Source organism: Psychrobacter sp. CR212, from assembly GCF_059693765.1.
Map to the genome: position 1 here is coordinate 718,949 of NZ_JCATIF010000001.1, position 23,100 is coordinate 742,048.

The window sequence follows — 23,100 nt, forward strand, 5'->3', positions numbered from 1 at the left end:
AAATAAAGGAAGCGCTATGTCTGCCATTTTAAAGGCGACCAATATCAATAAAATATATGATGAGGGAGCCGTTAGTACGCAAGTATTGACGGGCCTTGATCTGACAGTTCATGCTGGTGAGCGCATTGCTATTGTCGGGACCAGTGGTTCAGGAAAAAGTACCTTGCTACATTTGCTTGGTGGTTTAGACACGCCCACGAGTGGTGAAGTCTGGTTACATGGTCAGTTATTAAATAGCATGAATGAGACCGAACGCGGCGCGATGCGCAACAAGCATTTGGGTTTCATTTATCAGTTTCACCATTTGCTAGCAGAGTTTACCGCAGTCGAGAATGTTGCGATGCCTTTACTGATGCGTCCAGAAGTATCAACAACTGACGCTCGCAAGCAAGCGATTGAGATTCTCGAAAACGTCGGTCTAAATCATCGGTTGATGCACAGACCGGGTGAGCTATCAGGTGGTGAGCGTCAGCGCGTGGCGATTGCGCGCGCACTAGTTACCAAGCCTTCGCTTATCTTGGCGGATGAGCCAACTGGTAACTTGGATTATGACAATGCGCAAAGTGTCTTTGGATTGCTATCAGAGCTACAAAGCACTATGCAAACAGCACTTTTGATGGTGACACATGATCGCAACTTGGCGGCGCTTGCTGATCGTCAATTATTGCTACGTAATGGTCATTGGGAACAGTATTAACGTCTATATATGTTGAGATTTTCAGATGAATATAAGTGTCATAAATTAGCACTTATAAGGGTTGTCCTAACGAAATATATTGTTGTATTATCAAGTAAATATCTCATAGCAAAAGATATAGAAGCTTGATTAACTAGCTGCTATGTCTATTTTATAGGTCTCCGAATAATGAACAAAGATGACAATCCAATCGCCGCTTTTGGCAGTGCTGAAGAAGGCGATGAGCCGTTAAAGCCTTATATCGATCCAACCTTGTTTGACACCATCGATAGACAAGAACAAAAGGATCTTATCACACCCGTGTTTGATGCGATCACTTTGGCTGGGGTTGACTATGATTTAAAGGTTCAAGACAGCGCGACAGGTAAGCGTTATACGCTCTGTAAAAACGACGAGGTTATTGAGATCGTCTCTATGGATAAAGATTTTACGGATAAGCTTATAGATGCCATAGAAAGAACCAAAGAAGAGTGATAGCTCTTGCTTCAGACGCTGACGTTGTACTGTTTAATATTAATACCGTTTAATGATGTTAAACGGTATTAATATTTAGGCGATTTATCATCAGGTTTTTGCTGACGTTTTTGCCAACTCACGACCGTCTTGTAACGCCAAATCGCTTTAAAAGCAAGTCCACAAACGATGCTGGTTATAATCGCTAAAATCGTTAGCCCTATACAAAATGCTGTAAGCGATACAGTGCCTTTATAAGTAATAAAAGGGTTGGCGCCATCTGATAATGCCCATAAGCTAAAATCAGCAATCATTCTGCCGATAAAGCGCAAACTGATCACTGGTGCATCAATGATTTTTGCACCGATATAATACCCAGCATAAAAGATAGGCAAGCTGGTGACTGGATTGGTAATCCACGTTAGACCGAGAGCCATAGGCACATTGGCTCGAAAAATAAGTGAGCCAATCAAAGCCAGCAACATCTGTCCTGGCAGTGGAAAAAATGCGCTAAGCACGCCAATATAGACTGCTTTATTTAAGCTATGGCGGTTGAAGTGCCATAACCGAGGATCTGCCAAATGCGGGGCGAACAGTTTTAGGGTGCGACTTTCTAGGATTTTTTCCGGTGTAGGAAGCAGGTCTTTTAGACGTTTGTGGGGCACAGTATCGCCTTTAATCGTTAACGACAGTCCGCTCAATTGTATTGATGGGCTGGTATAAAGTAATATTATGGATAAAAAATACCGATGAGAATACATAGAGTGGTGATGGTAGAAAGCCATCATTTTAATATGCCTCATCAGTATAGGGTAATATAAATATAAATGCTATTGCCTCACAGATATGATGCTTCAGTCGCTTCTAAAATGTCGATAAAAATGGCTGCTCTGGCGCCTTATTATCATCAATAACTGGCGTTAGCTGCATTATAATATTTTGCTCATCAAGCAAGGAGTGCTGGTGTATTGGTTAGTTGGTAGCCTGGTAATTATTGCTATGATGGGTGTGTTGGCAGTTGCAGATAATGTGGCGATGCCGATCGACATGCCTTTATTGAATGTGGTCAGCGCCACAGGTTTGCTTTGGTTGCTTGTCATATTTGCTATTATTCTGCTTAGTGCTACTCAACTTAATAGCCCTTCAGTAAATACTCAAAGTACCAATAAAACGCGTTCTGTCAGCTCACCTAATGATGTTAAATTGTCACTTTTTAGCAAATACTTCTTATTTGGTCTATTAGCCATTGGGTTGGTCGTGAGTAGCGCGCTACAAGCGCTAGTTGCACATCAGCAAGCCGAAACGACCAAAATTACTGACTCTATACGTGTACAAGCACTCGTTCGTATCGAAGGGATAAGTGACAGTGTATATGATGCCAGTACAGATAGCGGCTATCGACAAGTAGCAGTGGTCACGCATTTAATGCCATTAGTCGCTGAGTTGACTCCCCAAGATTTGGCAGATAGTACAAGGAATTATTCGAAGGAAGAAAATAATAGCCTAAGTAAAAGCTATAGTGACAATTTTGAAAAAAAACCCAATAATCATATCGAATACCGAGTATTGCTCAATGCCTATCCAAAAAACACATCAAATAATGACTCGTTCTCAAATTTAAATGATTTGCAGCCAGGCGATGAGCTATTTATGAGCTTGGCACTGGTACCATTGTCTACCTCCAAGCAAGCAATAAGCAACCCGTCTGGTTTTGATGGTTATCGCTGGTTGCGAGGTCGACACATTGATGGTGTGGCAAATATACTGGCGGTTAGTGCGTTGACTGTCAGCAAAAGCAATAACGATGAAGCTTTACAACAAGCATCGACGTCTGACTCTTATTTCCAGCGATTTCGTACTCGTATTGATATAGGACGTTGGCAATTAAGAGATCATTTCTATAGAGATTGGCCTGCACAAACCACAGCAGAGCAGCAGACCAGAGCTGTCACATTGAGTTTGCTCACAGGTGACCGTAGCTTGATCAATCGCGACACCAAGGATCTATATCAACTGGCGGGTATCTCGCATTTGCTTGCAATATCAGGGACACATGTACTGTTTTTAGCCATTGTATTGGGCGGCGCCGTTGTGTTGCTATTCAATCGACTGTGCCCAGTGGTTTATCGCTATATGCCACGCTGGCAGGTGCGTTGGTGGGTAATGATTGGTGCTGCTTTTATCTATGCACTATTTACAGGTTTTGATGTGCCTGCTGCACGTACGGCGTGGATGCTACTGGCTATCGGCTTGGTGAGATTGACATTGCTACCTATCAGTACCATGCGTGTGTTGTTAGCATTAGCTGTCTTGATGGCATGGCAAGATCCGTATGTATTGTGGCAGGCAGGGTATTGGTTGTCCTTCATCGCAGTGGCGCTGTTGCTCAAATACGAAGATACCTCGTATCAGCGTACTACAGAGGCTTTGAGATCATCGTACGACGAGCATAGGAGTAAGGGCAATAGAGTGCTCTATCATGCTCTGCGAGCTGGACGGCGTATGTTCAAGCTACAGTTTTGGTTGTTTCTGACGTTATTGCCTATTACGCTGCTCTTATTTGGTAAAGCATCATTGTGGGGACTTATTGTCAATTTATTTGCGATTGGGCTGTTTGGGTGGGTGATTGTACCGCTCAATCTGTTAGCAGGGCTTTTTTACCTGTTATCACCCACGATAGCTGACAGCATTTGGTCTTTAGTAAGTGCCATCGTCGGCAATCTACATGAGTTGATTGGTTGGCTGACATCATTACCAGCATTAACAGACGCATGGTTGTATACGCCAGTTAATATGGCGATATTGCTCATGGTGTTGTTAAGTATAGTACCTTGGCTTTTGCCAAGAGGGCTGCTCAGTCGCTGGTTGGCACTGCCTCCACTGACGCTGTTAATGATGACGGTGTATGCCAATCAGCAGTCAATGATAACAATGCCGACGTTATATATTTTGCCAACGGGTGATCCCTATATCAGTGCAGCCTTGCTACAATTCCCTTTACATAACCAAAGCGTTAGTAACAGTAAGGATAGATCTTCACTTGCGAAAGACAATACCAGCTGGCTGTTTTTGGCTGATCATAGACCAACCGCAACACGGACCATGCCAAGCAATCTCACAGCGGATAAACTATCTGTATCTTTAGAGCAGCAACTGGGCAGTTTGTCAGTCGATAAACTAGAAGGCATCATAGTGCAGAGCAGTAGCACCGTACTGACTGACACGTTGAATGCCAGTGAGCAAAATATGGTCGTTAGCGCCAAAAATTCTGAGTTATTACCGCTGGCAGTTGCGCAGTTAAATCAGCAGCTACCTGTCAGTCAATATTGGCAAGCGGGACGCTCCGAGCGTTGGTCTGCATTCCAGCAAGCCTCTAAAATAGCAGCTCAGTCTAAAGGTAAGACGAATATCAGTGCGCAAGGTTGCGAGCAAGGCAAAACATGGCAGGTGGCTAGTGGTGATGTATCCATCCAAGCAATGACAGGCTGGAGCGAGATAGGTGATACTAGCGTGTGGGACTGTACAATTGCGATTGATAGCAGCGTACCTATACAAGTTCTAAGATACAACGCAGCCGATCCGCTAAAGTCATTATCTGTAAACTCTCAAACGAAAATAGCAGATAACCAGTTAGATACGGATCACAAAAACTTGTCTCTATCACGGCTTGTTTTAGATACTGACACCCATCCACGCGTTTGGCAGATGTGGTCATTATTATGTTCAGCTGATTCGAATAACGACAGTATGAGGTTTAAAAACATCACATGGCTTGGTCATAGTGCATCACAGATGACAACTGATGTCATAAGTCGTCAAAGCATCAATGATATTATCACCTATGATGACAAACCTTTAGAAGCGTCTTTATCGCTGAATATAATAAACAACGGTGTTGACGCAGAAGCGATGAGTCCTTAAAAATATTGCTTATACTCGCAGTGTTACAATATGGTGATATTTCACAGTTATACTATTGAACCATTATCGAAATACCACCATACTTAGCAGCCTATTAATACCGATGATTGACACGGCGAGGAGATATTTATTTTTAGCCGTATCTACCAATATCATCTTTTTATTGTTTTAGATTGTTTCTGACTTAGGAAGTTATATGCCCAACTGGCCACCAGACCCAAACAAACGTCCTGATAATTCGGCAAATCAGCCAACGCCAATGCAGCAACCAAACGCGCCGAGCGGACAAGAGTGGAAAGTACTGGAAAACACCTTATTAGCTAGTGTGGTTGAGCAGCGCCGTGCTCGTCGCTGGAGTATTTTCTTTAAACTGTTGACCTTTGGTTATATATTATTGATATTTTTGACCATAGGTCGCGGATGTAGTGGTTCGCCAACAGGTATGGATGCCGTTGATACTAGCTCGCCGCATTTGGCAGTGGTTGAGCTGCAAGGTGTGATCAGTAATGATGATGTGGCCAACGCTTACGATGTCAATGAGGCATTGACAGACGCTTTTGCAAATAGTAACTCTAAAGCGGTGGCGTTAGACATTAACTCACCTGGTGGCTCACCGGTACAGTCTGATGAAATTTGGCAGACTATGATGGATCTGCGTAAAGAATATCCCGATAAAAAGCTTTATGCTGTTATCGGTGATATTGGTGCTTCAGGTGCTTATTATATCGCCTCTGCCGCAGATGAGATCTATGTCAATCCATCGAGCTTGGTTGGTTCTATCGGTGTCATTATGCCAAGTTACAATGTCAAGGGCCTAATGGACAAGGTCGGCGTAGAAGATCGTACTATCACTGCGGGTGAGTACAAAGACATCTTGAGTTTGTCGCGCCCATTGACTGACTACGAAGAAAAACATGTCGAAGGTGTGCTTGCTAATACGCACAAGCATTTCATCAATGCCGTCAAAGAAGGCCGCGGTGATCGCTTGAAAAATCCTGAACAAAACAAACTGTTTTCAGGACTGTTTTGGACCGGTGAGCAATCTATCGAGTTAGGTTTGGCAGACAAAACGGGCAGTATTACAAGCCTCAGTAAACAATTGGATCTTGATACGATCATCAGCTATAGCCCAACCGATCCGTTCCAAATGTTTATGGATCGCTTTGCGGTACAATTGGGTGCAGGCATTGGCTCTAGCATGAGCCTTGATGGGTTTTTGCCCCAAGAAGAAGGTAATGCAAAAATGCGTTAAGCGTTTAATATTTTAGATATACTGTGTATGATTGTTGAGGCTGAGCATATAATTATGCTCAGCCTCAATTGTATATAATGCTAAAAACTACCTTAATATGAAAGACAGTTGAATTATTAAAAATAATATATAAACCATCCCACGAGAGCCTGTTATGAGTGATGAAATCAATTTGCAGACCTTTGCTGCGCTACCTGTCTCCAAGATAACAAAAAAGCCTGTGCTACATTTTGCCCATGCCAATGGCATGCCAAGTGCTGTCTATGAGCCGTTTTTTGCAGGATTGTCCGCATTTTTTACGATTGAATATATTGCCATGTTGGGTGACACGCCGGATTATCCCGTGGATAATCATTGGCGCAGTCTGACGCAGCAGGTGATCGATAGCGTAAAAACTGCCTGTGAGAAGCATAGCGTCAGTCAGGTGGTGGGCGTGGGTCATTCACTTGGCGCCATGTGTACCTTGCAAGCAGTGTACCGTGAGCCTAAGCTGTTTGCTCAAGCAGTGCTCATGGATCCGCCTTGGATTTATGGCAAAGTTAGCTTGTTATGGCATTTGGCAAAGACAGTAGATAAATTGCCTCTTACGAGTAAGCGTTTGATGGATAAATTGTCACCAGCGGGTATCTCTAAGCATCGCCGTGATGTGTGGGACAGCCGAGCAGATGCGTACGAAAAAATGCGGCACAAAGGATTTTTCAAAAACTTTGATGAGCGCAGCTTCCAAGGCTATATCGATCATGGCTTGCATGAGCGCGCGGATGGTAAAGTGACACTGGCCATTCCTAAAGCTAATGAAGTAGAAGTGTTTCGTACCAATCCTTCTTGGTATTGGCTGACGCCCAATCGTGGCCCCAAAGTGCCTGTTACCTTGATTATCGGTCAAGACAGTATCTTTTTGAAACGTCGGTTTCCCCAACAGATAAAGTCGCGCTTGGGCATACCTTATGAGACTCATGAAGGGGGGCATATGTTCCCACTTGAGCACCCAGAGTCTGTATCGCAGCAGGTACTAGAACTGATTAAGCGGCAACTATCAAAATAAAAGCAACGTATCGTTATGTAGGCTTGTGTCTAATACAAGCTGACAGCGTATTTTTTAAGTGACATATATATGCCAAAAAACGTGACAGCTTTACCGGATATCGCAACCTCGTCTGAGCGTCCGCCATTATTTTCACGCGTTGGTACATTTATGCTGACGGTAGGGATGGTGCTTGCGTTTTTTATCAGTCAATTGGTAGGCGTCTATATCGCTGGCAAGCTGGTATTACCTGCGACCAAAAATGCTTCGATGGGCGATATCTTCTTTTTTGGCAGTAACGATGGAACAGTCGTGAGCTTATCAATACTCATAGGCTGTGTGCTGCTGATGACAACCAGTGTTCTCATTATTCGTATAAAAGGCGGGGAATGGCGACAGTATTTAGCATTAAAGCCGTTTTCATTTACGGTAGGTATGGGCATGCTAGGATTGCTGTTGATATTTATGATAGTCAGTCAGGCGCTGACTTATATGCTGGATATGACGCCGCTGGTATTTGTCGACCCTCTATATCAGTCTGTTAGTTCAGTGTGGCTGCTGGTCTTTGCAATGGTCGTCGTTGCACCTATTTACGAAGAAGTGATCTTTCGTGGCATATTATGGTCAGCCATCAAAGAGCAGTTCACCGCACCGTCATACTCTGTGCAGCACGGTGCGATAGTAGCAAGTATCGTGACCAGTTTGATATTTGCCACTATCCATGTGCAGTATGGCATTTATGAAATCAGTACTATTGTGGTTTTGGCATTCATATTTTGTTATGCACGTATCAAGTCAGGGTCGCTATTACTGCCAATCGTACTACATATCGTTAATAATGGCGCAGCAATGTGGCAGTATCTTGCGCAAGCGGCGTAGATAACATGCTAGCCACGACAATGGCTAGCATGTGAATTCTATCAAGCCAGTTATATCAGCATTTAGCTATGCGTCAGGATTTAACAATAATACTTCATCGGCTGCTCGTTTAATGTCATCGAGCGTGAGCTGAGGTTTGCCGCTCAATGCTTGCCGCCATTTGCGTGCACCCATCAATCCTTGAAACAATCCTAGATAATGCCGTGTCATCGTGGGTAGTGCTTCGCCTTTGGCGATTTGTTCTTGTAGATAAGGGTAGAGCTGCTCTAAAATCTCTGAGCGCTTAGGTATTGTTTCGGGTGCTGCCTCGTTCCATAAGCTATTGGCCTCTGCTAATAGATACGGGTTGTGATAAAACGCCCGACCAATCATCACGCCATCGATATGTTGCAAATGCATTTTTATGTCTTCAATGGTATCAATACCGCCATTGATCTCAATATCAAGCTCAGGAAAGTCTTGTTTTAGACGATAGACATCCTCGTAGCGTAGCGGTGGTATCTCGCGGTTTTGCTTAGGACTCAGCCCTTGTAGCCACGCGGTACGTGCATGAACGATAAAACGCGTACAGCCAGCCGCCGCAACGGTCTGCACAAAATCCACCATAAACTCGTAACTGTCAAAATCATCGATACCGATACGGTGTTTGACCGTCACGGGGATATCGACTGCAGCTTGCATGTGCTTGACCAAGTCAGCCACCGTTTTTGGCTCTGCCATTAGACAGGCGCCTATCTTGTTGTGTTGCACACGATCAGAAGGGCAACCAACATTGATATTGACTTCATCATAGCCGTATTGCTGAGCAAATTCGGCGCATTGTGTCATCTCACTGATATCTGCTCCGCCAAGCTGCAATACCAGTGGATGCTCAAGTGTGTCAAAGCGTAGGTGACGTGCGCGGTTACCGTGTATCAATGCACCGGTGCTAATCATTTCGGTATACAGGTACGTGTGCGGGTTAAATAGTCGCGCAAAGTAACGATAGTCTGTCGTTGTCCAATCAATCATTGGCGCAACGGAGAGGCGTTTGTTGGTCATATCAACCATGGTTATCAAGCCTTAATATCTGTGTCTTAAACAAATGGATAAGGTGCAATGAGATATCTCATTGCACCTTAGTTTTAAACATCGTTCGAATTAGTGACTGATCTATTATTTATAAAATAACATGATCAATCTTTTTGAATTCAGGCAAATTATAGAAATAAAGCCCCATAATAATACCGATAGAGCCCACAAAGGCAATATATAGCGCTGGCGAGAAACTGATGAGTGTCGTGGCGTAACCAAGACCAAAGGGTATCAGCACACCCACGATACCGTAGGTAATATTATAACAAAAAGAAATGCCGGTGAGACGTACATTGGTCGGAAATAGCTGCACTAAAATGGCAGGGATCATGCCCATGATACCGGCACAGAACCCTAGCAATGCATACATGATTAAGATATAGTCGCCACCCGCCTGCAGATGATAAAAGAACGCCAGTGTTTGAGCGATAAGTAAAACAGAACCAATGACCAAAATTTTACCAAAGTTCTCATGGGTCGAGATCATGCCATAAAAGACACAGCCAAGAACCATAAATACGATGCCCAAGCTATGAGAAAAGCTAAACAAATCACTGTCTAAAGTAAAGTTGATTTCTATTAGTTCTGGCAGTAGTAGGACAATGACAGAGGTGATACTAGATATCACTATAGTCAGTACCATACTGACAAAGATAGAATGTTTGCAGCGCTTGAATAATACCGTAAATGGTCTACCTAGATTCTTACCAGTTTTTGGCTTATCTAACGCCAAGAAAAACGGAGTCTCTTTAACCAATCGCCATACCAACAATGGCAGACAGGTTAGTAAGGCGCCAACAAAAAACGGCAAACGCCAGCCATAATCAGTCAGCTGTACGGTGGTCATAAAGTCAGTCAGCCACAGAAAAAACGCATTAGAGAACAGTACACCTACCAAAAAGCTAGCCGTAACGTAGCTACAAGCCACTGACAAATACTGCCGAGGGACATGCTCCGCCACAAATACCCAAGATAGCGGTGCGTAAAGACCAAATGCCATACCTTGTATGATTCTCAGCAATATGAATAACGCAGGTGCAAGCGCACCCCACTGCGCATAAGTAGGCAGACACGCCATTGCGAGCAAGCTACCTGCCGTAACGATTATGCTCAGGAAAAAGGTCGGCTTTCGACCTTTGAGATCACCATAACGCCCGAACACAATACCACCAAATGGCCGAGCCAAGTAACCAATGACAAACAGCCCCATTCCTTGCAGCTTAGCAACCGTAGGATCGTTATTAGCGGGGAAAATAGCAGCTGAGACAATGTCTGCAATGTACAAATAAATCAAGAAATCAAAAAAGATTACAGCGCTGACAAAGCTTACGAATATGACTGTATTTTTGTCTTTTTTAGACATCAGGGCGTATTGAGAACGAGTCGGCATAATAGATCACGCATCCACGGAGTAAAGTGGTCATTAAGACGATCATCGTTTAGATAATCGGCCATGATAAAAACCGGCAAATCAAAGTATATAAACAATGATTCGCCGGAACAGTAATTTTGTGTATTGTAATAAGAACTTTGATTACAGGATTTGGCTTTTAACAAAAGCAAAACTGCACATCCTGCAATTTTAGGGACTATTTAGAAAAGAGTTTACATATTACAGTAGCCAGTCAATGGGTAACCAAGACATAATAGTAAGCCAGATATGATCACTCATATCGACCCGTGGCTCTGACTCGTAAACGACTTCTTTGCCATCTTCCATGGTGTGCCACTCCAAGCTACCGTTGTCTAGCAGCTTAACTTCATAAGCTTGGTTTAGTAAATCATCACTCAGCGCCCCATGCAGCTGTCTTGCCAACTCATCATCATTGATGATGACGCCCATCTCAGTATTGATATTGGCAGAGCGAGGGTCAACGTTGTAGGAACCGATAAACACTTGATAGTCGTCTACCGCAAACGTTTTTGCATGTAGGCTGGTTGATGACTGACTGCGTGCACGCCAGAGTTTATTGTCACGTTTTTCTTCAGCTGCCGTTGATTTTAGCTCGTATATTTTTACGCCTGACCGCAGCAGGCTAGGGCGCCATTGACTATAACCAGAATGAACAGCGGTCACGTCGGTCGCATCAAATGAGTTGGTTAATATTTTGATATCAACGCCAGATTTGGCGAGCTTCACCAAAGTATCGACCCCATCTTTGGTCGGGACAAAATAAGACGAGATGATGGTCAGTTTTTTGGTTGGGCTACCGAGTAACGTACGCAGTTGATGCACCAAGTTGGTCTCAGATGAGACGCTTTTGGACAGCTTGCCAACATCGTCACTCAAAAACTGCATGTCTGTCCAACGAAATGGTACACGCTTGTTGATCAGATCAGTGTCTATCGTCGAGTCTTTGATGGCGGCTTTATAAACCGTCAAGCTACTGCCTTCGTTATTTTCCTCATCTATACCCAGCTTGTCTAATGCCTTCAAAAAATCAGGCGTGACGTCATCGTCGAACTTGGCTAAAGTTTCGATGTCAAACGACAGTGGCGATGACCAGTAACTGGCAAAGCTATTATCAATGTCTGCGACGACTTTACCAATCAGTAAAACATCCAAATCCGCAAACTGGCTGCTTTGATCGTTACTCATGTACTCATTACCGATATTACGTCCGCCGATAACGGTAATCTGTTTATCAAACGTCATGCTTTTATTGTGCATACGGCGATTGATACGCGGCAAACCTGTGACGTAGTTCAATGTTGAAAACTTACGGTGCATTAATGGGTTGATGATACGCACCGCGATATTAGGGTGGCTCGCAAAACGTAATAGGTGCTGATCAAACTTTGCACTGTTATTAAAATCATCCAACAACAAACGCACGATCACACCGCGCTCAGCCGCTTCCCACAAGTCTTTTAATAGCAGTTGGCCAGCCTGATCATTATGCCAAATATAATACTGCGCATCGATATTGCGCGTGGCCATACCTGTTAAGATACTACGGGCGGCAAACGCATTTGCCCCAGTGACGATCGGATGATAGCCTGACAGATCAGGATGAATCTCATTTTGTGCTGTGATGGCGGTCACTAGATCAGTATTGTTGGTTGTAGTCGCTGTATTTTGCTCAATCTTTGGGCTGTCTTCTTGTTGGTATAAAGCATTGACTCGCGCTGATAACGCTTGGCTCTCAGGTAGATGTGGCTGTTTGGGTAGGCTCTGGCAAGCGCTCAGACCTAAAGTCAGCCCAAGTGTCAGACTCAACGATAAGCTGCTTGGTTCTATACTGAACATCGACATAACGAATTTACCTTGATGAGCCTAAATATACTGATAAATAAAATGCATGGATAAGTAATTTACTGAAATTGTTCATCTATTTTTAAGGATGATAGCATTGATTGGACGGTCTATAAAAATATCACCAACGCCAAAATTCAAATCGTCGCTAAGCTTAGCAGCTGTTAGCATATCTGCCTATTATAAATACGTTATTTTTGTTAGGTTTGACGATTGAGTTTATCGTGATTTATTGTCGGTTAAGCGGTTAAGTCTGCATAATGGCTGTCATATTGAACATCCAGTTATTTTAATAGGCAAAATTAATAATTAGAAGTTATCTGAAACCAGATGTGTGGAATAAGTCGGCATGTTATGATAACGCTGATGAATTTGCTTAATAATCAAAAAAATAAGCAGTCCTTTTATACCAACCAAAACAAAGCAACGGAACGTCTATGAGTCAGTCGCAAACGAAAGATGAGAATAATTTGAACCAAAAAAACTCAAACGATGGGTTAGATCCAAACTGGCGTAACGATGCCTTAGATTTAGGATTAGATTACGGTATGCAAACTATCGCCGTGCGCGCAGGTCAGCATCGTACCGATGAGGGCGAGCATTCAGAGCCGATTTTTACGACCAGCTCTTATGTTTATCAATCAGCCGCTGATGCTGCGGCACATTTTGACGGTACAAAGACAGGAAACGTTTACTCTCGTCATACCAACCCAAGCGTCCGTACTTTTGAGCGTCGTCTCGCCGCGCTAGAAAACGGTGAACGTGCGGTTGCAACGGCCTCTGGTATGGGTGCAATCCTGACCATGTGCTTGGCATATCTAAAAGCGGGTGACCATCTGCTCGCTGCCAATCAGTTATTTGGCTCGTCTATTGGGCTGTTTAATAACTATATGGCCAAGTTTGGCGTTGAAGTTAGCTATGTTGATTGCTTTGACAATGAGGCATGGGCCAATGCCGTTCAACCAAACACCAAAGTGATCTATTGTGAAAGCCCAAGTAATCCACTGGCGCAGATTTGCGATATCGGTTATTTGAGCACGCTTTGCAAAGCCAATGACATACTACTGGTCGTTGATAACTGCTTTGCCACGCCAGCATTGCAGCGCCCTCTAGATTTGGGTGCCGATGTCGTTATTCACTCTGCGACCAAGTACTTAGACGGTCAGGGCCGAGTACTTGGCGGGGCGTTGGTTGGTAGTGACAAACTCATGCAAGAAGCGTTTACCGTAGTGCGCTCAGGCGGTATCAGCATGAGCCCGTTTAATGCTTGGGTATTTACCAAGGGGCTTGAAACGCTAAAACTCCGAATGCAAGCGCATTGTAACAATGCCAATCAAGTCGCAGAATTTTTGGTCAATCATCCTAATGTCAGTACCGTACATTTCTCCGGCCTAAGTGACCATCCTGCACATGAGCTCGCCACACGCCAGCATCATATGAAAGACGGTTACGGTGCTATCATGGGTTTTGAAGTCAAAGCATCTGACAGCCGCGATACGAAAGAAGCGGCTTGGCATGTGATTGACTCGACTCAAATGGTCTCTATCACCAACAACTTGGGCGATGCAAAAACCACGATTACGCATCCTGCGACGACCACGCATTTTCGCCTAACCCCTGAGGCGCGTGCTGAAGCTGGCGTGAAAGACGGTCTGATTCGTCTATCAGTCGGTTTGGAAGATGTCGAAGATATTATCAAAGATTTGGCGCGTGGTTTAGACAGTTTGTAAAGATAGCGGTATAATGCCGTCAGTATTTTATTTTACACTTTAAAGTATCCCATTTATTATTATAAGACAAAGAGGCAGCTATGAACATTCAAGCATTGATGCAACAAGCACAAACGATGCAAAAGAAAGTAGAAGCAAACGTTGAAAATGCTAAGAAAGAGCTTGCGAACAAAGAAGTTCAAGCAGAAGCGGGCAGTGGTCTGGTTAAAGTCACCATGACTGGTCGCCATGTGGTCAAGCGTTTGACCATCGATCCAAGTCTGCTAGAAGATGAGCCAGATATGATCGAAGATCTTATCGCTGCCGCTATCAATGATGCGGTGCGTCAAGCGGATGAGCTATACGAAGAAACCATGGCTGGCGCGACCTCAGGTATGGGTCTGCCACCAGGTATGCAAGGTATGTTCTAAGCATTAAATACTTTAGACTGAACACAAAAATGGGGTTGTTATCGGCACGATACGACCCCATTTTTATAGCTACGATTTATAAATTTAGTTAAATAAAGTCAACTAAAGGAAAGCCACTTTGCTTACAGCCAAATTTGATCAGCTGGTCAAACAGCTGCGTATATTGCCAGGCGTCGGTCAAAAAAGTGCCCAACGAATGGCGCTACATTTGCTTAGTAAAAAACGTCCGCAAGGCATGGCGCTTGCCCAAGCACTAGATGAAGCCATGCGCGATATCGTTGAATGTCAGCGCTGTCATAGCTTTAGTGATGAAGCGGTGTGTCCTCTATGCCAAGACCCTAGACGTGATGATGGGCTGCTGTGTGTGGTCGAGACAGCAGCAGATGTGATGGCAATCGAGCAAACGGCAGGGTATCGTGGTCGCTATTTTGTGCTTGGCGGACACTTATCCCCGATTGATGGAATCAGTGCAGATGACTTAAATATTGATCAGCTGGTATGGCGAGTCAAACAAGAGCCTGTTGAAGAGATTATACTGGCAACAGGTACGACGGTTGAAGGCCAGACCACCGCACATTTTATTAGCGAGGCCGTCAGTCGTCATGTCAATAAAGTCACACGTTTGGCACAAGGGATACCGATGGGCGGCGAGCTTGAGTATCTAGATAGTATGACGCTGGGTCAAGCCATGCAAAACCGCTCTTTTTTATAAGGTTTTGCTGACATCAAAGTCTTACCCATTTCATTTCGTGAAATTGTTATAATTGCTTTATTATTGTTCTCCTTTTTCATTTTATTAAGACGCAGTATCGCGTTTTATTTTCTCCTATTTATGCAGGTATCTGCCCGTGTCCAACAACGTTTCAAACGCTTCAGTCAAATCAAACCCTTCAGTCAAATCAAACCCTTCTGAGATTACTGATAACTCATCACAAAAAGCAGCTAATACTGAGATGACATCAGTGGCGACACCTTCGGAATCAAATGATGATGCACTGGATGTTGATGCAATTGATATCGATGCACTGTTGGATGTCGCTGATGCTGTTGATGTCACATGGGTGCGTGAGCAGCACCAATTGGCTGAGGTGATCAATGCCTTGGCAACTTGTGGCCGCGTCGCACTAGATACTGAGTTTATCAAACGCGACACTTACTATCCGCGTTTGGCACTCGTACAGTTAAATACGGGTAATCACGTGTATTTACTAGATGCGCCTGAGTTGCAACTGTCTGAGCTGTGGGAGGCCTTGCGCCAAGTCGATGTGGCCATCTGGCATGCTTGCGGCGAAGATTTAGGCATTTTTTATCTGCTATCTGGTTGTCCACCATTGACCAATATTTTTGATACGCAAATTGCGTTGTCTTATTTAACCGGTCAATTACAAATGGGCTATCAGCAGGCATTGGCAGATCAGCTAGATATGCATATCGATAAAGAGCACAGTCAGTCTGATTGGCTCCAGCGCCCGTTGACAGACGAGCAAGAGCAATATGCCATCGATGATGTGCGTTATTTGCCAGCGCTGTATCTCAGTATCGAACATGCGCTTAAGGCACAAGGCCTATACGATTACGTCTGGGCGGATTGTCAGCTCTACGCCAGTGATTTGTATGACTTGCAGCACGTCGAAGATGAAGCGATGTATCTGACGATGGCAGATTATCGCTATAACTCACAGCAAATGGCGATACTCAAAGGGATTGCGACGTGGCGAGAAGAGCTGGCACGTGCGACCAATCAGCCGCGTACGTTTATCATCAAAAAGCAAGCGGTACGCGAGATCGTCACTGAAAAACCAAACAGCATGCGTGAGCTGGCGCACAAAACGACGATGCACCGTAGTATGCTGCGTCTCTATGGTGAAGAGCTGCTTAAGATAATAAGAAACGCCAAAAACCTACCACCTGCCGAGCATCCAGCTTGTCTTGTGCCGCCATATCGCTCAAAAAACAAAATCCTGTCAAAAGCAGTGCAGCAAGCGATTGATGATCACGCTAAGGCTATCGGCATGCCTAGCAGCGTTTTAATGCGCAAAAAATGGCTAGGACAGTTGTATGAAGTGATTGCTCTTGATAAAAATCTCAGCGAACTGCCACAAGGTCTCAAAGGTTGGCGCAATGACTGGGTCGTCCAGACGTTGATTCCAGTGATCAGCAAGCATAAAACTGAATTGCAGCAAGGGATGGGTATTAGATAGCAAATACAGCCAACTCAAAAAATTGATGCCTAATTTCACATTGCTTGTTTTTTAAATCAATTTTTTTTAAATCAATCAATGGCAGCATCAATTTTCTCTCTATCGATAAATGGCCGTTTTGACAATCTTGCTTATACTTTTGCTCGGTCATATCTATTCCATTATTCGCTGTCATCTAGAGCATTTTAGGTATTAAAAACATGCCCTAGCGTTCAAACTCACCATTTTCTAAAAAGTAAATCACTTGCCGAGCCACTTCTTTATCGACCAGCATGCCTGTATGGGTCACAGGCAGTACGATATGGTCGTTGGCGCAGTCAAGACGTGTTTCGCTGACGTAAACTGTACCATCATGAGCACAGTTTTCTGTGGCTGCTGATTCGCTTTCTTTATTCAGTTTGCGATTATGATATTGCAAAAAAGGTTGTCCTAAGCCGCGCGGTTTATCGCCTGCAATCACGCCTATATGAATATGTTCAGGACAGGACGTCGCTGTACCATCGAGCGCATCAGCATAAGATCGTCCTACAATTAAAGGGCTCAAACGCCATACGTAATCCGCGCAAACACTTCCCACATGCGGCGTGCCCAGCGTGACGCAGCGCCCAATTTGCCACTTGGGATAATTGGCCAAAAAATCACGAATAATCAATCCACCCAAGCTATGACCGACCAAATCTATTGGCTGATCAGGGTTGTGGTTGGCACTCAGCCACTCATGTAGTCGCTGGCTGTTGGTTTTGATACCGTCGCGCATGCTGCGATAGCTGTATTGATGGGTGGCAAAACCTTGCGCTTGTAAACGCTTCGCTAATGGACGCATCATCCAAGTCGTTTGATGCAAACCATGTATCAAAATCACAAGGTTTTTTCGTTTAGGCGCTTTTTGTGCCATGTCTTTTTGTTGCATAACAATATCCAAATGAGTAGCATTATAAGATTTTTTTATCGACGCTTGTTTATAAAAATGAGCGGATAGACAGACATCTTATATTAGCGCTTTAGGGGTAAGGGTTGTCAAATTATCTAAATTTTTAATTTCAATATTAGCTATTTTTTCGCTGTCAGGTTGTACTACTTATAGTGAATTCAGTATAAAAACGATACAGTGGGACTGGGATAAATTTTACGCAGCATCGAGCAGCGTAGGCACAGCACGAAAGGAGAATTTAGACCAGTTCCACCTTGATATATAATGTATCTGTTTTATTTAGGATTGACTATATAGAGTAGATAGAGCACTAATTGTTAAGGTGGAGATGCCAGAAATGATAGTAGTAAGCGAACCTATACCAGCTAAGACACCTCTACAAATTGCTACTTGGTCCCCAACTAAATATGATGGTCGATTTACAGCGATGACAGCGGGATATTTGACAGTTATTAATAACTATCTTGCTTTAACTAGAGATAATGAAGAAGTAATGACACAGGACAATACTCTTTTATTAGTATTAGCGAATACTTTCTTTTCGTGGGAGGCGGATAAAGAGATTATGTTATTTGAAGGTAAGTCCTATAAGGTCGGCGATGCGCTTTATCTTGGTGGTGCGGCGTTTACTTATCCCAATGCTAATATTACAGATCAGATAAAAGTGAACTGGATAGACTGTGGCTTGAATAAAGGATGGTTGGGCGGTTAAGTCTCATTGATAGTGTCAAAATTTAACAATGCATGCATAAAACAAAACCGCCAAATCAGCGACTGATTTGGCGGTTTTTTATAAAATAAACGAGCAGTTATCGAAAATGATCATTACATATAGTTTTCGATACTTGGGCAAGAACACATAAGGTTCTTGTCACCGTACGCATCATCGACGCGTGCCACACTTGGCCAGAACTTGTTTGCACGGATGTAAGGCAGTGGGAACGCAGCAGTCTCACGGCTGTATGGATGCGTCCATTCTTCATTAGTAATCTTAGCAGCCGTATGCGGTGCATTGACCAATGGGTTGTCTTCTAGCGTCCAGTTGTCTTCGCCCGCTTTTGCTTTCATCGCTTCAGCTTTGATAGATTTCAGCGCACTGATAAAACGATCCAACTCCTCGACAGACTCAGACTCTGTGGGCTCAATCATCAGTGTGCCTGCGACTGGGAAGCTCATCGTTGGTGAGTGAAAACCGTAATCCATCAAGCGCTTAGCAATATCGCTTTCAGTGATGCCAGTCTCTTCTTTTAACGGACGAATATCGATGATACATTCGTGAGCCACGCGGCCGTTTTTACCTGTATATAATACAGGGTAGTGGTCTTTTAGCTGGGCGGCTACATAGTTAGCGTTTAGCAGGGCAAGCTCGGTTGCTTTTAGTAGGCCATCGCGGCCCATCATAGTGATATACATCCATGAGATAGGTAAGATGCTCGCTGAACCATAAGGCGCAGCCGATACCGCTGAGCAGTCTTTTTGCGCGTTATGCACAGGGCTTAGCGTATGGTTTGCCATGAATGGTGCCAAATGCGCCTTCATACCGATAGGACCCATACCTGGACCGCCGCCGCCATGCGGGATACAGAAGGTTTTGTGCAGGTTCATATGTAGTACATCAGCACCAACGTCTGCAGGCTGCATCATGCCTACCTGAGCATTCATGTTGGCGCCATCCATATAGACCTGACCACCGTGCTTGTGAGTCAAATCACAGATATGACGGATGCCTTCTTCAAACACGCCATGAGTCGATGGGTACGTGATCATTAAAGCGCCCAAACGCTCGCTGTGCTCTTCACACTTGGCGGTTAAATCCTCAATATCAACGTTGCCGTTTTCATCGGTTTTGACCACGACGACTTTCATACCCATCATCATGGCAGTAGCAGGGTTGGTACCGTGCGCTGACATTGGAATGAGGCACACATCGCGATCGGTTTCGCCCAATGACTCATGATAACGGCGAATCGCGAGCAGACCAGCATATTCACCAGAAGCGCCAGAGTTTGGCTGCATAGAGACATCATCAAAACCAGTGATGGCTTTTAATTGATCTTGTAAGCTATCGATCATCGCAATATAGCCTGTGACTTGGTCACGCGGTGCGAATGGATGCACATTGGCAAACTCAGGCCAAGTAATCGGTAGCATCTCACTGGTGGCATTCAACTTCATGGTGCAGCTGCCTAGTGAAATCATGCTGCGGTTCATCGCTAGATCTTTGTCTTCAAGCGACTTTAGGTAGCGTAGCATTTCATGCTCGGTATGATGCGAGTTGAATACTGGATGAGTCAAGATGTCATCCGTACGCAGGTGTGCGCTGTCAAGTGAGATGCGAGCGGTTTCAGGTAGATCGTGTGACTTGTTGACGAATAACTGAGTCAATACGCCAAAATCTTGCTGATCACTGGTTTCACTAAAGGCAACGCTCAATTTGGTGTCGCTTAGACGCCATAAGTTGTAGCCAACGTTGTCTGCATTTTTAAAGATTTGCGTAGCTAGCTTCTCTGAGCCGCAATCAACCACGACTGTATCGAAGAATTGATCGTGTACCACGCTTAAGCTGCTGTCATTCGCTGCTGTGATGGCATCAGCAAAGGCGGTGGCAAACGCATGGATACGAGTCGCAATACGCTTCACGCCACTTGGGCCATGATAGACGGCATACATACCAGCGAGATTGGCGAGCAATACCTGCGAAGTACAGATGTTTGAGTTGGCTTTTTCGCGGCGGATATGCTGCTCACGCGTCTGTAGCGCCATACGTAATGCGGTATTGCCTTGTGCGTCTTTAGATACGCCAATGATACGACCAGGTGCTGAGCGTTTTGCTTTATCAGAGAATGCAAAGTAAGCAGCATGTGGGCCACCAAAGCCCATTGGAATACCGAAACGCTGTGTGCTACCTAGTGCTACGTCCGCACCCATATCGGCTGGTGATTTTAATAACACCAAGCTCATGATATCACTGACGACACTGACGTAAGTCTTGTTTTCTTTTACGGCCGCGATGACGTCTGTTAAGTCTTTAACGTCGCCTTCTACGCCAACATACTGGAATAGCGCACCGAAATAGTCGCCTGATTTGGCCGTTTCAAAATCACCCACGACCACGTCCCAACCAAAGTATTTCGCACGAGTATTGATGACATCTAGCGTTTGTGGATAGACGCGCTCATCGACGAAGTACTGCGTTGACTTGCTTTTGCTTACACGCTTTGACATCGCCATGGCTTCTGCTGCTGCCGTTGCTTCATCAAGCAGTGACGCACCAGCTAATTCAAGACCAGTCAAATCGATACAAACTTGTTGGAAGTTCAGCAATGCCTCCAAACGACCTTGAGCGATTTCTGCTTGGTAAGGGGTATAAGCGGTATACCAGCCTGGATTTTCAAGGACGTTACGCTGAATGACGGCAGGCATACGAACCGGAGAGTAGCCTTGACCGATATAGCTCTTATTGACGGTGATGTCATCTGCCATCGTGCGTAGTTTGGCAAGTGCCGCATGCTCACTCATTGCCACTGGCAAATCCAATTCTTTGTGCAAACGTACCGGCTCAGGCACAGTGTCATTGATAAAGCTTTGCATATCTTTATAACCAACAGCGCTGAGTAGGTCAGCTTGCTTGGTTTCGTTCGAACCTAAGTGGCGATAGACAAATTCAGCTTCGTTGAACAATCCTTGAAAGGTATCAAACGATGGGTTTTGAGAGATAGTCATGACAATCCTTGGTTAAGGGAGTAATAAACAAAATAGCAATTAAGAAAACATTGTGAGCAGTTAAGGAAACACTGTGAGCGGTACGTTATACGTAATGCACAAACTGTTTTTGGTCAAAGCGGAATTGGGTGTTGTAAACGCCATTGTCAGCACGCTCGCCTGCGCCAATCATCATAACGATATGATGGTCGTCGCTAAGATTGAGCAACGCTTTCATGGCAGGCTCATCAAAGCCGCCCATAGGACAGCTATCAAAACCATGAGCACGTAGTGCCAACATTAGGTTTTCGGCAGCAAGCGCGGTGTTATTGGTTGCCCAGTTTTTGGTATCCTCAAAGGTATAGTAAGGCGATTTGAGAGGGCCTTTGACGCGTCTGACCACTTGCGTGGCGCCCCATTTGGCAGCGGATATCACATTGGCAGGACCGCGCAAAAAGTCCAGCGTGACGACTTTGTTGTAGTAGTCTTTCACTTTCTTAGGGACTGGCTGATCAGGGTATTCGCGCAATATTTGCTGAGCATGCTCATGCCAGATGTCGGTGCGAGCAACGATAGCGATTAAGCGCGCCGATGTTTTTGCCGCGTTTTGGTTCATACAGTTTTTGATGGCGCGTTTGCGATTATCAGCATCATCGATAACATAAAACTCCCACGGCTGTAGGTTGCTAGAGTTTGGTGCTAGCATGGCCAAACGCAGACAGTCTGCCAGTACGTCGTCAGGGATGGGCGTGTCAGTAAAACGGCGCACGGAACGGCGTGATTCTACGATATCGCGAAAGGCTTGTAGCTGCGGTGTATGGTTTGGTGTGGCGATGGGGTCTTTATTATCGGTGTTGGTATTCATATTAGGATCCATGCTGAGAATTGGGTTATCAGTTTGCGTCGTTATTGATAGCACGTATTCATTGGAATTCGAAGAGGTGATCAATACGAGTCAATGAGATAACGCTTGAGAGCAATAACATCGGACGATAATGGTTTTTGGTGGTCTATATATAAAGCTGCTTTGTTATCAAAGGCGTCATCTATGAATCAACCTTGCTGATAAGAAAGGGGTATCAAATAGGAGATGTAGATACCCGCTTTTGCCAGTATCTACAAGTTTGGCTGCTATTTTGGTTTGGCTACTGTCTTTCTGCTATACAGAGGTGGTTATTATAATTCGCTTTCGTACTCGTCAGCGGTCATCAGTGCTTCATAGTCAGCGATGTTGTCAGGCTTCACTTTAAAGAACCAGCCTTCACCATATGGGTCAGAGTTGATGATTTCAGGATCATCTTCTAGTGCTTCGTTGATAGCGATGACTTCGCCTGAGATAGGCGCGTATACGTCAGAGGCGGCTTTTACTGATTCAACAACTGAGATTTCGTCGTCAACAGCGATAATATCGCCCACTTCTGGTAGCTCAACAAACACCACATCACCCAATAGGTCTTGAGCATGGTCAGTGATACCAACAGTGATCGTACCGTCGTCTTCTAGGCGCAGCCACTCGTGACTTGCAATATATTTTAGCTCTGCTGGGATGTTGCTCATGGTCTCTCTCCTA

General features: G+C 44.5%; 20 protein-coding genes. 11 read left to right on the forward strand and 9 right to left on the reverse strand.

Annotated elements, in window-relative coordinates; genetic code table 11:
- Positions 1-16 precede the first annotated feature (16 nt).
- Complete coding sequence (lolD, locus tag AC58CZ_RS03095; RefSeq protein WP_093068124.1) at positions 17-697, forward strand: lipoprotein-releasing ABC transporter ATP-binding protein LolD; 681 nt, start codon at positions 17-19, stop codon at positions 695-697.
- A gap of 168 nt (positions 698-865) precedes the next feature.
- Positions 866-1,171 (forward strand): hypothetical protein, encoded by a 306-nt coding sequence (locus tag AC58CZ_RS03100; protein WP_058024771.1) that lies wholly within the window; start codon positions 866-868, stop codon positions 1,169-1,171.
- Between the two features lie 68 nt (positions 1,172-1,239).
- Here the strand turns inward: AC58CZ_RS03100 and AC58CZ_RS03105 are convergent, their stop codons facing one another.
- On the reverse strand, positions 1,240-1,815 hold the full coding sequence (locus AC58CZ_RS03105) for a DUF2062 domain-containing protein (protein ID WP_223335218.1): 576 nt from the start codon (positions 1,813-1,815) through the stop codon (positions 1,240-1,242).
- 298 nt (positions 1,816-2,113) lie between these two features.
- Here AC58CZ_RS03105 and AC58CZ_RS03110 point away from each other — a divergent pair, with 298 nt between their 5' ends.
- From AC58CZ_RS03110 to AC58CZ_RS03125, 4 genes are all read left to right on the forward strand, one after another.
- A complete protein-coding gene (locus AC58CZ_RS03110; protein WP_227674253.1) occupies positions 2,114-5,071 on the forward strand; it encodes a ComEC/Rec2 family competence protein in 2,958 nt (985 codons plus the stop codon).
- A 196-nt stretch (positions 5,072-5,267) separates the two neighbouring features.
- Positions 5,268-6,323: a signal peptide peptidase SppA gene (sppA, locus tag AC58CZ_RS03115; RefSeq protein WP_071001891.1), complete on the forward strand. Its 1,056-nt coding sequence runs from the start codon at positions 5,268-5,270 to the stop codon at positions 6,321-6,323.
- 154 nt (positions 6,324-6,477) lie between these two features.
- Positions 6,478-7,368, forward strand: a complete 891-nt coding sequence (locus AC58CZ_RS03120; RefSeq protein WP_071001890.1) for an alpha/beta fold hydrolase — start codon at positions 6,478-6,480, stop codon at positions 7,366-7,368.
- A 69-nt stretch (positions 7,369-7,437) separates the two neighbouring features.
- Positions 7,438-8,226: a CPBP family intramembrane glutamic endopeptidase gene (locus AC58CZ_RS03125; RefSeq protein ID WP_071001889.1), complete on the forward strand. Its 789-nt coding sequence runs from the start codon at positions 7,438-7,440 to the stop codon at positions 8,224-8,226.
- Between the two features lie 66 nt (positions 8,227-8,292).
- Here AC58CZ_RS03125 and dusA read toward each other — a convergent pair whose 3' ends face one another.
- From dusA to AC58CZ_RS03140, 3 genes are all read right to left on the reverse strand, one after another.
- Positions 8,293-9,276 carry a tRNA dihydrouridine(20/20a) synthase DusA gene (gene dusA / locus AC58CZ_RS03130; RefSeq protein ID WP_071001888.1) on the reverse strand — a complete coding sequence of 328 codons (984 nt, stop codon included), beginning with the start codon at positions 9,274-9,276 and terminating at the stop codon, positions 8,293-8,295.
- A 109-nt stretch (positions 9,277-9,385) separates the two neighbouring features.
- Complete coding sequence (locus tag AC58CZ_RS03135) at positions 9,386-10,690, reverse strand: MFS transporter (protein ID WP_093068129.1); 1,305 nt, start codon at positions 10,688-10,690, stop codon at positions 9,386-9,388.
- A 222-nt stretch (positions 10,691-10,912) separates the two neighbouring features.
- Positions 10,913-12,556, reverse strand: a complete 1,644-nt coding sequence (locus AC58CZ_RS03140; protein ID WP_071001886.1) for a phospholipase D family protein — start codon at positions 12,554-12,556, stop codon at positions 10,913-10,915.
- Between the two features lie 437 nt (positions 12,557-12,993).
- Here AC58CZ_RS03140 and AC58CZ_RS03145 point away from each other — a divergent pair, with 437 nt between their 5' ends.
- The 4 genes from AC58CZ_RS03145 to AC58CZ_RS03160 all read left to right on the forward strand — a co-directional run bounded on the left by AC58CZ_RS03145 (position 12,994) and on the right by AC58CZ_RS03160 (position 16,897).
- Positions 12,994-14,286, forward strand: a complete 1,293-nt coding sequence (locus AC58CZ_RS03145; protein ID WP_071001885.1) for an O-succinylhomoserine sulfhydrylase — start codon at positions 12,994-12,996, stop codon at positions 14,284-14,286.
- Positions 14,287-14,366: 80 nt separating this feature from the next.
- The gene (locus AC58CZ_RS03150; protein ID WP_025651278.1) at positions 14,367-14,696 is read left to right on the forward strand and encodes a YbaB/EbfC family nucleoid-associated protein; all 330 of its coding nucleotides are present in this window, start codon (positions 14,367-14,369) and stop codon (positions 14,694-14,696) included.
- A gap of 118 nt (positions 14,697-14,814) precedes the next feature.
- Entirely contained in the window at positions 14,815-15,408 is a 594-nt protein-coding gene (gene recR / locus AC58CZ_RS03155) for a recombination mediator RecR (RefSeq protein ID WP_071001884.1), read from the forward strand.
- Positions 15,409-15,544: 136 nt separating this feature from the next.
- Positions 15,545-16,897 (forward strand): ribonuclease D, encoded by a 1,353-nt coding sequence (locus AC58CZ_RS03160; RefSeq protein ID WP_227674254.1) that lies wholly within the window; start codon positions 15,545-15,547, stop codon positions 16,895-16,897.
- On the opposite strand, the gene AC58CZ_RS03165 is transcribed toward AC58CZ_RS03160, so the two are convergent.
- Together AC58CZ_RS03165 and AC58CZ_RS03170 are read right to left on the reverse strand one after the other, a co-directional pair.
- Entirely contained in the window at positions 16,890-17,048 is a 159-nt protein-coding gene (locus tag AC58CZ_RS03165; RefSeq protein WP_156770969.1) for a hypothetical protein, read from the reverse strand. The genes AC58CZ_RS03160 and AC58CZ_RS03165 overlap by 8 nt on opposite strands.
- 54 nt (positions 17,049-17,102) lie before the next feature.
- Positions 17,103-17,807, reverse strand: a complete 705-nt coding sequence (locus AC58CZ_RS03170) for a lipase family alpha/beta hydrolase (protein ID WP_227674255.1) — start codon at positions 17,805-17,807, stop codon at positions 17,103-17,105.
- A gap of 349 nt (positions 17,808-18,156) precedes the next feature.
- Here AC58CZ_RS03170 and AC58CZ_RS03175 point away from each other — a divergent pair, with 349 nt between their 5' ends.
- Complete coding sequence (locus AC58CZ_RS03175; RefSeq protein WP_093068134.1) at positions 18,157-18,540, forward strand: hypothetical protein; 384 nt, start codon at positions 18,157-18,159, stop codon at positions 18,538-18,540.
- Positions 18,541-18,653: 113 nt separating this feature from the next.
- Here the strand turns inward: AC58CZ_RS03175 and gcvP are convergent, their stop codons facing one another.
- From gcvP to gcvH, 3 genes are all read right to left on the reverse strand, one after another.
- Positions 18,654-21,551: an aminomethyl-transferring glycine dehydrogenase gene (gene gcvP, locus AC58CZ_RS03180; protein ID WP_284719519.1), complete on the reverse strand. Its 2,898-nt coding sequence runs from the start codon at positions 21,549-21,551 to the stop codon at positions 18,654-18,656.
- Between the two features lie 85 nt (positions 21,552-21,636).
- Positions 21,637-22,395, reverse strand: a complete 759-nt coding sequence (locus AC58CZ_RS03185) for a nitroreductase family protein (protein ID WP_212564370.1) — start codon at positions 22,393-22,395, stop codon at positions 21,637-21,639.
- Between the two features lie 311 nt (positions 22,396-22,706).
- Entirely contained in the window at positions 22,707-23,087 is a 381-nt protein-coding gene (gene gcvH, locus AC58CZ_RS03190) for a glycine cleavage system protein GcvH (protein WP_071001880.1), read from the reverse strand.
- Between the last annotated feature and the right edge of the window lie 13 nt (positions 23,088-23,100).

What these genes read in the sequence shown, in the direction of transcription:
- lolD (WP_093068124.1), top strand. Translation starts at nt 17, where the DNA reads ATGTCTGCCATTTTAAAGGCGACCAATATCAATAAAATATATGATGAG.
- AC58CZ_RS03100 (WP_058024771.1), top strand. Translation starts at nt 866, where the DNA reads ATGAACAAAGATGACAATCCAATCGCCGCTTTTGGCAGTGCTGAAGAA.
- sppA (WP_071001891.1), top strand. Translation starts at nt 5,268, where the DNA reads ATGCCCAACTGGCCACCAGACCCAAACAAACGTCCTGATAATTCGGCA.
- AC58CZ_RS03120 (WP_071001890.1), top strand. Translation starts at nt 6,478, where the DNA reads ATGAGTGATGAAATCAATTTGCAGACCTTTGCTGCGCTACCTGTCTCC.
- AC58CZ_RS03125 (WP_071001889.1), top strand. Translation starts at nt 7,438, where the DNA reads ATGCCAAAAAACGTGACAGCTTTACCGGATATCGCAACCTCGTCTGAG.
- dusA (WP_071001888.1), bottom strand. Translation starts at nt 9,276, where the DNA reads ATGGTTGATATGACCAACAAACGCCTCTCCGTTGCGCCAATGATTGAT.
- AC58CZ_RS03135 (WP_093068129.1), bottom strand. Translation starts at nt 10,690, where the DNA reads ATGCCGACTCGTTCTCAATACGCCCTGATGTCTAAAAAAGACAAAAAT.
- AC58CZ_RS03140 (WP_071001886.1), bottom strand. Translation starts at nt 12,556, where the DNA reads ATGTCGATGTTCAGTATAGAACCAAGCAGCTTATCGTTGAGTCTGACA.
- AC58CZ_RS03145 (WP_071001885.1), top strand. Translation starts at nt 12,994, where the DNA reads ATGAGTCAGTCGCAAACGAAAGATGAGAATAATTTGAACCAAAAAAAC.
- AC58CZ_RS03150 (WP_025651278.1), top strand. Translation starts at nt 14,367, where the DNA reads ATGAACATTCAAGCATTGATGCAACAAGCACAAACGATGCAAAAGAAA.
- AC58CZ_RS03165 (WP_156770969.1), bottom strand. Translation starts at nt 17,048, where the DNA reads ATGACCGAGCAAAAGTATAAGCAAGATTGTCAAAACGGCCATTTATCG.
- AC58CZ_RS03170 (WP_227674255.1), bottom strand. Translation starts at nt 17,807, where the DNA reads ATGCAACAAAAAGACATGGCACAAAAAGCGCCTAAACGAAAAAACCTT.
- AC58CZ_RS03175 (WP_093068134.1), top strand. Translation starts at nt 18,157, where the DNA reads ATGCCAGAAATGATAGTAGTAAGCGAACCTATACCAGCTAAGACACCT.
- gcvP (WP_284719519.1), bottom strand. Translation starts at nt 21,551, where the DNA reads ATGACTATCTCTCAAAACCCATCGTTTGATACCTTTCAAGGATTGTTC.
- AC58CZ_RS03185 (WP_212564370.1), bottom strand. Translation starts at nt 22,395, where the DNA reads ATGAATACCAACACCGATAATAAAGACCCCATCGCCACACCAAACCAT.
- gcvH (WP_071001880.1), bottom strand. Translation starts at nt 23,087, where the DNA reads ATGAGCAACATCCCAGCAGAGCTAAAATATATTGCAAGTCACGAGTGG.